Raw genomic sequence first — 359 nt, 5'->3', positions numbered from 1 at the left:
GGTGTGGCCCTGAATGGTCACGGTCAGTTGCGCCGTGCTGCTCGAGCCGTCCGCATCCTTAATGCTGTAGCTAAAGAGATCGGTCAGGCTCTGGCCCGTCTTGAGCGCATTCACCGCCGGGTTGTTGTTATCCAGCGTATAGACGTACTCGCCCTGGGCGTTCAGGGTGACTGTGCCATGCACCGTGCCCACCGCCGCTATCGCCGTGATGGTCACCGGCGCATCCACGTTCCGGGTGTCATTGTTCAACAGGTCGAGGGTCAGCGGGTTAGCGCCATCCTCGCTGATGGTCACACTGTCATCGACTGCCACCGGTACCGTATCGGTGATGGCAATGTCCAGGCTGTCGCTCTTGCTGT

General features: G+C 60.4%; 1 protein-coding gene. It reads right to left on the bottom strand.

Translation table 11 applies throughout. From position 1 onward, the window contains the following. On the bottom strand, window positions 1–359 hold a 359-nt coding region (locus ACZYTD_RS17215; RefSeq protein ID WP_463893924.1), incomplete at both ends, for an Ig-like domain-containing protein.

The organism is Pseudaeromonas sp. HNCC25DJ180 (assembly GCF_055413345.1).
Note: the sequence above shows the minus strand (reverse complement) of the source record. Positions and strands in the feature narration are given on the sequence as shown.